General features: G+C 64.8%; 9 protein-coding genes. 2 read left to right on the forward strand and 7 right to left on the reverse strand.

Annotated elements, in window-relative coordinates:
• Nucleotides 1–7: 7 nt before the first annotated feature.
• Genes QX126_RS06460 through QX126_RS06470 form a run of 3 tightly spaced genes read right to left on the reverse strand, consistent with a single transcriptional unit; the run spans nt 8 to nt 3,775 of the window.
• On the reverse strand, nt 8–1,528 hold the full coding sequence (locus QX126_RS06460) for an amino acid ABC transporter permease (protein ID WP_315780012.1): 1,521 nt from the start codon (nt 1,526–1,528) through the stop codon (nt 8–10).
• Entirely contained in the window at nt 1,525–2,730 is a 1,206-nt protein-coding gene (locus tag QX126_RS06465) for an amino acid ABC transporter permease (RefSeq protein WP_315738049.1), read from the reverse strand. The genes QX126_RS06460 and QX126_RS06465 overlap by 4 nt, the downstream gene beginning before the upstream one ends.
• A gap of 28 nt (nt 2,731–2,758) precedes the next feature.
• A complete protein-coding gene (locus QX126_RS06470; RefSeq protein WP_315738050.1) occupies nt 2,759–3,775 on the reverse strand; it encodes an amino acid ABC transporter substrate-binding protein in 1,017 nt (338 codons plus the stop codon).
• Nucleotides 3,776–4,090: 315 nt separating this feature from the next.
• On the opposite strand from QX126_RS06470, the gene metC reads away from it, so the two are divergent.
• Together metC and QX126_RS06480 are read left to right on the forward strand one after the other, a co-directional pair.
• Nucleotides 4,091–5,284: a cystathionine beta-lyase gene (metC, locus tag QX126_RS06475; RefSeq protein ID WP_315780014.1), complete on the forward strand. Its 1,194-nt coding sequence runs from the start codon at nt 4,091–4,093 to the stop codon at nt 5,282–5,284.
• 120 nt (nt 5,285–5,404) lie between these two features.
• Nucleotides 5,405–7,099 (forward strand): Na/Pi cotransporter family protein, encoded by a 1,695-nt coding sequence (locus tag QX126_RS06480; RefSeq protein WP_315774832.1) that lies wholly within the window; start codon nt 5,405–5,407, stop codon nt 7,097–7,099.
• Between the two features lie 145 nt (nt 7,100–7,244).
• Here the strand turns inward: QX126_RS06480 and QX126_RS06485 are convergent, their stop codons facing one another.
• The 4 genes from QX126_RS06485 to QX126_RS06500 all read right to left on the reverse strand — a co-directional run bounded on the left by QX126_RS06485 (nt 7,245) and on the right by QX126_RS06500 (nt 10,952).
• Nucleotides 7,245–7,583 (reverse strand): lipid-A-disaccharide synthase N-terminal domain-containing protein, encoded by a 339-nt coding sequence (locus tag QX126_RS06485; RefSeq protein ID WP_172109779.1) that lies wholly within the window; start codon nt 7,581–7,583, stop codon nt 7,245–7,247.
• Nucleotides 7,583–8,320 carry a glycosyltransferase family 2 protein gene (locus QX126_RS06490; protein ID WP_315780016.1) on the reverse strand — a complete coding sequence of 246 codons (738 nt, stop codon included), beginning with the start codon at nt 8,318–8,320 and terminating at the stop codon, nt 7,583–7,585. The genes QX126_RS06485 and QX126_RS06490 overlap by 1 nt, the downstream gene beginning before the upstream one ends.
• Before the next feature lie 97 nt (nt 8,321–8,417).
• Nucleotides 8,418–9,209: a phosphatase PAP2 family protein gene (locus QX126_RS06495; RefSeq protein WP_315780017.1), complete on the reverse strand. Its 792-nt coding sequence runs from the start codon at nt 9,207–9,209 to the stop codon at nt 8,418–8,420.
• On the reverse strand, nt 9,210–10,952 hold the full coding sequence (locus QX126_RS06500) for a glycosyltransferase family 39 protein (RefSeq protein ID WP_315757541.1): 1,743 nt from the start codon (nt 10,950–10,952) through the stop codon (nt 9,210–9,212). It lies immediately after the preceding gene.
• Nucleotides 10,953–10,974 lie beyond the last annotated feature (22 nt).

Consider the following 10,974-nt stretch of genomic DNA (forward strand, 5'->3'; position numbering starts at 1 on the left):
CTCTGGCTCAATGGCGCCGGTGCGCGTTGACGCGGCGCTCGACCAGCATGGAGTAGCGTGACATGCCGAAGCAGAAGGCGAAGTAGATCAGCCCGGTGAAGGCAAAGCCGGTGAAGGCCGTGGTCGGCGTCGCCCATACCGGATCGGCAAACGAGGCCTTGAGGCTGCCGAGCAGGTCGAACAGCGCCACGATCGATACCAGCGAGGTGTCCTTGAACAGCGAGATGAAGCTGTTGACGATGCCGGGGATGACGTGGCGCAATGCCTGCGGCAGCACGATGAAGCTGGTCGTCTTCCACCAGGACAGCCCGAGCGCGCTCGATGCCTCCGCCTGACCACGCGGTATAGCCTGGAGGCCGCCACGGATGACCTCGGCCATGTAGGCGCCCGAGAACAGCGCGACGCCGATCAGCGCCCGAACCAGGCCGTCGACCCTGACATTGCCGGGCAGGAACAGCGGCAGCATGTAGGTGGCGAAGAACAGCACCGTGATCAGCGGCACGCCGCGAACCAGTTCGATGAAGGCAATCGAAGAGATGCGGATCAATGGAATGGTCGAACGGCGGCCGAGCGCAAGCGCAATGCCGATCGGCATCGACGCGACGATGCCGATCACCGAGACGACCAGCGTCACCAGCATTCCACCCCACAGCCTTGTATCGACGATGGGAAGGCCGCCGCGATCGAGGCCCATGATCGCAATGACGATGGCGATGCCGGCGAAGGCCGCGGCCGTGGCGATCACGCTGCGCAGCGCCCTGCTCCCGCCACCGACGATGAAGACCAGCGCGGTGACAATGATCGCGGAGAGCACGAGATCATTCCACACGGGCTGGTGAGATTGCTGCAGCTCATTGCGGATCCAGACCAGCGGCCAGATCACGAGCGATGCAAGCGTACCGATCAGCACGACCAGCTTGCCGAGCAGCCACAGCAGCATGCCGACCACCGGCAAATTGTCGCCGGCGCGAACCAGCGCGTTACCGGCCGTATCGATGCTCTCGACGAACAGCTGGAGCGCGCCTGTGGTCCAGCTCACGCCGAAGCTCTCCAGCCCACCGCCATAGAGCAGGAAGAATGCGACCACCGGAAGCGCGAAGAAGAACAGGCCCGCGTTCAATCCTTTGGCCGGCAGGCGCGGGATCAGCAGCGGCGCCAGCAGCACCACCGCGAGCCCGTAGGTCAGATTGACCCGCCACCGGTCGGCCTCCGGATAGAAGCCGTACATGAACTGGCCGAACTTCGCCGAAATGTAGGGCCAACAGGCGCCGACCGGATGGCCCGCGTTCTGCGCCAGACAAGCTTCGCGGTCCTTGCCGACCCACACCGCGTCGACCAGCAGGAACTTGACCGCCGGGATCACGGTGAACCAGATCAACAGCGCGCTCACCAGGGTGAGCAGGATATTGGTCGGCGAGTTCAACAGCCTCGTGCGGACGAAGCCGACGAACCCCGTCGTCTTGATGGGCGCCGGACGTTCTCCGGCCATGTCCTGACGGATGAAGGTTGAGGCCGTGATGTCGGTCATGCGCCAAGTCTCTTCCCAAGCCGCCAGCTGTAGAAGCTCATCATCGCGCTGGTGATCAGCGACAGCGCCAGATAGACGCCCATCGTGATTCCGATGATCTCGATGGCCTGACCCGTCTGGCTCATTGTCGTGCCCGCGAACACCGAAACGAGATCGGGATAACCGATGGCGACCGCGAGCGAGGAGTTCTTGGTCAGGTTCAAATACTGGTTCGTCAGCGGCGGCAGGATGACGCGGAGCGCCTGCGGCACGACGATCAGGCGCAGCACGGTGCCGCGGCTCAGTCCGAGCGAGAGCCCCGCTTCCATCTGCCCCTTGTGGACGGAGAGGATGCCGGCACGCACCACCTCGGCGATGAACGACGCCGTGTACATGGTCAGCGCCAGGGTCAGCGCGACGAGCTCGGGAATGATGCGCGAACCGCCGGCGAAGTTGAATCCCTTGAGCGCCGGCACCTCGAACGAAATCGGCACGCCGAACACGAGCGTTGCAATCAGCGGCAGGCCGATCAGCAGCCCCAGCACGTAGGGCCAGATCCGCATCGCATGGCCGCGTACGAACAGCTCACGCCGCGCGTAATAGTGCAGACCGGCCGAGCCGACGATCGCGGCACCGAGCGCGACCAGGAACGGCATCAGGCCGGGCTCCTCGATCGGTCGCGGAACGATGAAGCCACGATTGTTGAGAAAGAACGTCGAGAAAAGAGAGATGCTCTGTCGCGGTCCGGGCAGAGCCGCCAACACCGCAAGATACCAGAACAGGATCTGGAACAGGAGCGGCAGGTTGCGGATCAGCTCGACATAGGCGCCGGAGACACGCGACAGCAGCACATTCGGTGATAGCCGGCCTAGAGCGACCAGGAAGCCCAGGATGGTCGCCAGCACGATGCCGATGACCGAGACCAGCAGGGTGTTCAGCACGCCGACGATCAGCACGCGGCTGTAGCTGTCGGAGCCGGAGTAGCTGATCAGGGTCTGGTTGACGTCGAAGCCGGCCGTGTTGTTGAGAAAGCCGAATCCCGACGTGATACGTTGGGCTGCGAGGTTGCTGCGTGCGTTGGCCACGATCTCGTAGCCAACCCACACTAGGACTGCGACGAACAGGATCTGCAGGATGATGCCGTTCCATCCTGCCTTTCCTCCGAGCATGCGCTTCAGCCGAAGCCCATATTGCGGAGGCGGTAGCCTCGCTTCGATGCTCATTCGCCGCAGCCCCGATCTCGTGCAGCGATCAGCGGATCGGCGGCGCGTACTGCAGACCGCCCTTGTTCCAGAGCTGGTTCAGACCGCGCGCAATCTGCAGCTTGGATCCTGCGCCGACGTTGCGGTCATACATCTCGCCATAATTCCCGACCGCTTTCACGATGCGCGAGAACCAGTCCTTGGTGAGGCCGAGCTGCTCGCCGAGATTGCCGTCGGTGCCGAAGGCGCGCTTGAACTCGGGCTTGTCCGACTTGGCCATCTCGTCGACGTTCGCCTGCGTCACGCCGAGCTCCTCGGCGGTGACCAGCCCGAACAGCGTCCACTTGACGATGTCGAACCACTGATCGTCACCGTGACGCACCATCGGGCCCAGCGGCTCCTTCGAGATCACTTCCGGCAGCACGACGTGATCGGCCGGATTGGACAGCTTCAGCCTCTCGGCGTAGAGGCCCGAGACGTCGGTGGTAAACACGTCGCAGCGGCCGGATTCATAGGCCTTCACGGTCTCGTCGGCGCCGGCGAACGCGATCACCTCGTACTTCATCTTGTTGGCCTTGAAGTAGTCGGCGAGATTCTGCTCGGTGGTCGTGCCGGTCTGCACGCAGACCGAAGCGCTGTTGAGCTCGAGCGCAGAATTCACCTTGAGGGCCTTCTTCACCATGAAGCCCTGGCCGTCATAATAGGTCACGCCGGCGAAATTGGCGCCCAGCGAGGTGTCCCGCGACAGGGTCCAGGTGGTGTTGCGCGACAGCACGTCCACTTCGCCCGACTGCAGTGCGGTAAAGCGGTCCTTGGCGGACAGCGGAACGAACTTCACCTTGGTCGGATCGTTGAAGATCGCGGCGGCGATGGCGCGGCAGACGTCGACGTCGATCCCGGTCCAGTTGCCCTTGTCATCGGGCGACGAGAAACCAGGGAGGCCCTGGCTGACGCCGCAGGCGAGCATGCCACGATCCTTGACGGTCTTGAGCGTTTCGGCCTGGGCGCCGACGCTCGCCAGCACCGGGGCGAGAGCAAGAGTGAGAGCCAGAGTGACGCGTTTCATAAATACAGCCTTTCGCGGTCGTCCTTGGGGAGCGATGAAGTCTCAGCGCGCAGGGGGGCCCGACCTGAATCCGCGTTGCAAACGCCATACCAAGAATATGGCGTACACCATGCACGACGAAGCCGTGCAGGCGAGATGAAGCGGAAATCGCGGCAAGCCCCTCAACGTGCAGCGATCGAATTGCGCCGGCATCACAGAACGACTGGCGGTCCGGGTCAAGGGGTTGACGGGCCTGTTCTGCATTCTGTTATTAACGACCGCAGTGCTGCCCGATTTCGAGCTATCCCGGCAGGTTAAGAGAGAAAAGACACGCGAATGGCATCATCGAATGACCCCGCTGCGGCGGTGCGACAAAACGTCGAAACACGGCTGATCACGGCGGGGCGGGATACTAAGGCGCAGCACGGATTCGTGAATCCCCCCGTCGTTCATGGTTCGACGGTTCTGTATCCAACCGCCGAGGACCTGCACGCACACCGCGGCGAATTCCAGTATGGCCGCCACGGCACGCCGACGACGAAGGCCCTGCAGCAGGTCCTGATGACGCTGGAGGGACCGCAATGCGCCGGCGTCGGCATCGCACCATCCGGCCTTGGGGCAATCTCGACCACGCTGCTGTCGGTGCTCAAGGCCGGCGACCACGTGCTGGTGTGCGACAGCATCTATCGTCCGACCCGCAATTTCTGCAACGGCATGCTGGCGCGCTACGGCGTCGAGACGACCTATTTCGACCCATTGATCGGCCCAGGAATTGAGCAACTGCTCAAACCAAATACACGCGCGGTGGTTGTCGAGGCGCCCGGCTCGCAGTCGTTCGAAATGCCGGACATCCCCGCCATTGCCGCGGTCGCACATGCGCACGGCGCACTGGTCATCGACGACAACACCTGGGCGACGCCGCTCTACCACCGCTCCCTCGACCAGGGCGTCGACGTCAGCATGCAGGCGGCCACCAAATATATCGGCGGCCACTCCGACATCATGTTCGGCACGATTTCGGCCAATGCGAAGGCATGGCCGCTGATCGCCGAGGGCATTCGCCTGCTCGGCGTCTGCGCCGGCCCGGACGACGTGTTCCTCGCCCTGCGCGGGGTGCGGACGCTGGGCGTGCGCCTGGCGCAGCACCATCGCTCGGGGCTGGAAATGGCCCGCTGGCTCGCCGCGCGTCCCGAGGTGATCGAGGTGCTGCATCCCGCGCTGGAGAGCCATCCGGGGCATGCGATCTGGAAGCGGGACTTCACCGGCGCCTCCGGCCTGTTCAGCATCGTGCTGCAACCAAAGCCACAAGCCGCGGTTGATGCGATGCTCGACACGCTGACGCTGTTCGGAATGGGCTATTCCTGGGGCGGCTTCGAGAGCCTTGCGATTCCGTTCGACTGCGCGAGCTACCGCACGGCCACCACCTGGGCGCCGGGGGGGCCCACGCTGCGTCTGCATATCGGCCTGGAGAACGTGGAGGATCTCAAGGAGGATCTCGACCGAGGCTTTGCGGCCTTCAACGGGGCTTAAGCACGCTCGCAGCCAGCGGAGCGCCGCGCGATCGGGCAGCCGGGGCCGACAAATTGGCGTTGATGTCCCGCCGATTGGGGGTAGCCTGCGCGGCAAGGAAAGCTCGAACGAACGGAAATCATGGTTCTGCTCGATCTGATGGGCGGCGTGGCGTTGCTGCTGTGGGGCCTTCACATGGTCCACAGCGGCATTCTCCGCGCCTTCGGCCCGGATCTCCGGCTGCTACTGTCGCGGGCGCTGCGCAACCGCTTCAGCGCCCTCGCTGCCGGCCTCGGTCTGACCGCTCTGCTCCAGAGCAGCACGGCGACCGCGCTGATCACGACCTCCTTCGCAGCGGAAGGCCTGGTCGGCCTGATCCCGGCGCTCGCGATCATGCTCGGCGCCAATATCGGCACCACGCTGATCGTCCAGGTGCTCTCGTTCAACGTGGCGGCAGTCGCCCCCATCCTGTTCGTGCTCGGCCTGGTGGCGTTCCGCAGTGGGCCGCGATCGCGCATCAAGGATCTCGGCCGAGTAGCAATCGGCCTCGGCCTGATGCTGCTGTCGCTGCATATTCTGATCGATACGTTGGCACCCGCCGAAGAAGCGCCGGCGATGCGCGTGTTCATGCAGGCGATCACGGCCGATGTCACGCTGTGCATCATCTTCGGTGCGCTCGTCACCTGGGTCGTGCACTCCAGCGTCGCCAGCGTGCTGCTGGTGATGTCACTGGCCTATGCGCATTTCGTTACGGCCGATGCGGCGCTGGCGCTCGTGCTCGGGGCCAATCTCGGCAGCGCCGTCAACCCGGTGTTCGAGGGCGCGCACCGCGACAATCCCGCGAGCTATCGCCTGCCCGTCGGCAATCTCCTCAACCGCATCATCGGCGTCGCGCTGATCACACCCTTCCTGCATCCGCTCGCCAATTTGCTGCAATCGTGGCAACCGGATCTGTCGAAGCTGACAGCGCAGTTCCACATGGCGTTCAATCTCGGCACGGCCGTGGTCTTCATCGGCCTGCTGGGCGGCATGGAGAAGTTGCTCACGCGACTGTTTCCGGACCGCCCGGCCGAGGTCGATCCGGCGAAGCCGCGCTATCTCGACGAGACCGCGCTGGAAACCCCGTCGCTTGCGCTTGCGGACGCGGCGCGCGAGGCGCTGCGCATGGGCGATCTGGTCGAGACCATGTTGCGCAACGTCATGACCGCGATGATGACCAACGACCGTGGCCTCGTGGATCAGGTGTCACGCGCCGACAACGTCGTCGACCGGCTCGACGAGGCCATCAAGCTCTACATCACCAAGCTGACGCGCGGCAGCCTGGACGAGCGCGAGGGCAAGCGCGCGATGGAGATCATCTCCTTCGCGATCAACCTCGAGCATATCGGCGACATCATCGACAAGAACCTGAGCGAGCTCGCGACCAAGAAGATCAAACGCAGGTTCCAGTTCTCCGCTGAGGGCGCCGACGAGCTGCAGGCCTTTCATCGCCAGATCATGGAGGCGCTCCGCATCGCGTTCGGCATCTTCATGTCCGGCGATGCGCAGCAAGCCCACCAACTGCTCGATCAGAAAGCCGAGCTCCGCAACGCCGAACTCGGCGCGACCGAGCGGCACCTCGAACGTCTGCGCGAGGGCCGCTCGGAGACGCTGGAAACCACCTCGCTGCATCTCGACGTGCTGCGCGATCTCAGGCGTATCCACTCGCACATCTGCTCGGTCGCCTATCCCGTGCTCGACGCGGCCGGCGAGGTCGCGACCCGCCGCAGCGAAGCAGTCGAGAGCGCAGAGACCGCCGCCCTGCCCGCATCGTCGGCCCAGCCATTGCCGCGTTGAGTCTTGCGCGTCCTATCAACGAAACTACTCTTCCGGTTTCACGACCACCGTCATTCCTGGGCAAGCGTCAATGTGCAGCCGCGACGCGGCTGCGCGTGGCGACTGAACCCGGAATGTCGGCGGTGGCGAGACCCCTACGGCCCGATCAGTTGCTCAGCGTCTGCGATTCCCGCTGGCGGTTCTTGAAGATCAACATCACGTTGCGGACGTAGATGATGTTCGACAACAACTGGCCGAAGATGATGACCGGCTCGCGCTTCACGAGACCATAGATCAGCGTCATCAGCCCTCCCCCGATCGAGAAGAACCAGAATGCGAGCGGCACGACGCTCTTGCCCGCGCGCTCGCTGGCGATCCACTGCACCAGGAAGCGCGCAGCGAAGGCCAGTTGTGCCGCAAGGCCGAACACCAGCCAGAAATCGAACTTGGCGATGAAGATGTCGTAGAGATAGTTGCTGAACGCCTGCCCGAATTGAATCAGCATTACTTCACCTCGATCGCAACCGGCGTCGGCTTCTTGCGGCGGATCAGCCACCACACGCCGGCGAGATCCATGATCCCGATCCAGAGCCGGTCGAAGAACCCGTAGTTCGAGACACCGGAGTGCCGAGGCCGGTCGATCACGTCGACATAGGCGATGTCATAGCCCTCGCGCCGCACCAGCGCCGGCAGGAAGCGGTGCAGACCATCGAAATACGGCATCATCAGGAACACGTCGCGGCGAACCGCCTTGAGGCCGCAGCCGGTGTCACGCGTTCCATCGTGCAGCACCGCATTGCGGATCTTGTTGGCGAGCCGTGACTGCAGTTTCTTAAAGCCAGTATCCTTGCGGCCGACCCGCTGCCCGGCGACGAGGCCGACATGCGCACCGCCCTTTTCGAGCGCGGCGATGAGCTCGGGCAGAAAAGCAGGGTTGTTCTGCCCGTCCCCGTCGAGCGTCGCGACGACAGCGCCGTGGGCGGCGCGGATGCCGCTCCTGACAGCCGCCGATTGGCCGGAAGACGTCTCATGCCGCAGGACGCGCAGGTTCGGCCGCCGTGCCATTTCCTCGGCGAGCCGCTGCGCGGTCTCGTCGGTCGAGCCGTCATTGACGTAGATGATCTCGTACGGCCACAGACCATCGAGCGCGGTCGCGATCTCGCTGATCAGCGGCGTGATGTTGCCGGCCTCGTTGCGCACGGGAACGACGATGGAGACGGCAACGGGGGATTCGGTCGACAAGAGTTTGAGACTCGTAAGGGCGTGATCGGGCCGGTTCCTGCCCCGGGGCGCTCCGGCGGAGGCTTCTTATGGGGCTTGGGGCCCGCTATCAACCCCTTTAGCGCGGTACGATTTGGCCGTCCTTGCCGAGACGAAAGCCGAGCCGACGAGCTGCGAACCAGTAGCGGACGAGCATGGCGCAGGCCAATCCCACCACGGCGCCGGCGACCACGTCGCTCGGATGATGCGCCAGCAGCACCAGCCGACTCAAGGCGATCACGACGGCATAGATGAACATGGGAACGCGCAACCGCGGCCAGATGGCGGACATTGCAAAGGCCAGCGCGAATGCCGTCACCGCATGCGCGGACGGCATACTGAAATAGGCCGGCGTGCCGTTGAACGGGTCGAAATTGAAGGCATTCGCCTTGCCGCCGACGAAGGGGCGGCCGCGGCCGATGATGTATTTCAGCACTTGGGCAGCAAGTACCGCGCTCAGCACCGCGAAGAAGGCGTATTGAACGTGGGTCGCGAAATTGAGCAGACGGCTGCGGCTGGCTTCCGGCCACAGCGGCGCAATCAGGATCGTCGCGACGACGCTCACGGCCAACAGTCCCAGCACGTATTCATCCTGACCGAACTCGGTGATGATCCGCACCGGCCAAAGGCTCGGTGTTCCTCGCGCCGGCACCAGCCCGATCTCGTAAGCATCGAACGCGAACATCAGCATCAGGATCACACTCAGGCCGATGGCGCCGAGCAGGAGAAGCTCGCGCCCAAGGCGTTGCCGGCTCGCGGCCTCCGGCGCCGTTTGCGGCTGGCGGACCAGCCGGCCGAGCGAGAATTTGCCGACCAGCGCGAGCTGGGCGAAATAGCCTGACGATCGCGCGGGGCTGTCGGGCGCCGACATCTATTCGGTGCCCTCCGAGCGATAGATCGCGATCGAGACCGGACGGCCCTGCGAGATGTTGTAGCCGTCGATGCGCTTGGCGACGTTGTAGCGCAGCCCGATCGCTTCGGCCCGTTGCACGAAGGCGCGCTCGGTGCGCTGCTCGACCAAAGCAAAGCGGCAGGTGCCCTGGCTGAGGAAGTCGGCAGCGCCGGAGCCGTCGGTGAGCTGCGTCGACGACCCCGTCATGAAGACGAGGCTCGGCTCGTGGAAGCCTGCCGCCGCCGCCTTCGGCCCGACGCAGACCACGTTGCGGAGAGCGCGCGCAATCTCCGCGCTGGGAAACAGCGGCGTCAGCGCCGGCAGCACGGCGCCGTACACCACGAACGCCAGGAACATCGCCGCCACGCCGGCATTCAAGAGCGAGCGCTCGGCACGGCCGTCGTCATAGAGCCACCAGGCGAACAGGCCGAAGATCAGCGACGCCGCGACGAACGGCCAGGCCAGGAACACCGGCTGGTGCGTGACGATGATGGCGCCGATCACGGCCACCACCGAGGTGATGGCGGGAATCGCAAACCACCAGGCCGCGCCGCGCCGCAGCCAGTTGCGCGCCAGCACCCGCCGCTCCAGCGCGCCCACCGTGAGGATCGCGATCGCCGGATACAGCGGCAGCACATAATGCGGCAGCTTGGTCAGCACCGCCTCGAACACGATCCAGGACGGAAGCAGCCAGGCCAGCAAGAACTGCGCCCCCGGCTCGCGCCGCGCGCGCCACACCGCAGGCGCCGCCATCGCGGCCAGCGGCGCGCCGGGCCAGAAGGTGATGAACAACAGCAGCAGATAGAGGCCCGGCGGCGCGCCATGCGACTCCTGGGCGCCGATCTTGCTCAGCATGTCGCCGCCGACGGAGTCGGCGAAGAAGGTGTCGCCGGCGCGCAGGAAGATCAGCACGAACCAGGGCAGCACCAGCACCAGCATCCACATCAGTCCCCACAGAGGGCGCAGACGCGATAGCCAGCCGGCGCCGCGATCCATGATCGCCAGGGCCACGATCGTCAGTCCCGCGAACATCAGGATCAGCGGGCCCTTGATCAGGATGCCGCCGGCGAGCGCCGTCCAGAAGATCGCAGGCGGTCCCCAGGGCGGATGCACCGGATCCTCGCCGCGCTGCCACGACAGATAGACGCGCGCCAGCGCACCCATGGCAGCCACCACGGTGAACAGCAGCATCGCGTCGGTCTTGGCGAGCCGGGCTTCCACGCCGAGCAGCACCGAGCAGCACATCAGCAAGGCGGCGAACACGGCGCCGCGCCGTGTCACGAAGGAGAGCGCGGTCCAATAGGTCAGCAGCACCGCGCCGATCGCGCCGATCAGCGAGGGAATGCGGTAGACCCAGATGCGCAGTTGCGCACGCGGCAGACCGATCGCCGACGCCGTCTCGACCGCGGCCGATTGCAACCAGTAGATGCCGACCGGCTTCTTGTAGCGCACGTCGTCCTGGAAGCGGATGTCGACGTAATCGCCGCTCTCGACCATCTGCTTGGTCGCCTGGGCGAAGCGCGCCTCGTCGCGATCGATCGGCGGGATCGTGAAGAAGCCCGGCAGGAACAACAGCAGCCCGCAGACGAGCAGGAACGCCGCCGCCCTGGTGTGGCTCACGGTGACGGCATCGATCATCCGCACCAGCCGATTGCCTGGATTGACCAGGTTCTTCGGCTCGCGCGGCTCTCCAAAACGGGGGCGGGCATAGGTCTCGACCATGGGGTTCCGAATACGCTGAAAC

The sequence above is a fragment of the Bradyrhizobium sp. SZCCHNPS1003 genome (genome assembly GCF_032381555.1).
GTDB lineage: Bacteria > Pseudomonadota > Alphaproteobacteria > Rhizobiales > Xanthobacteraceae > Bradyrhizobium.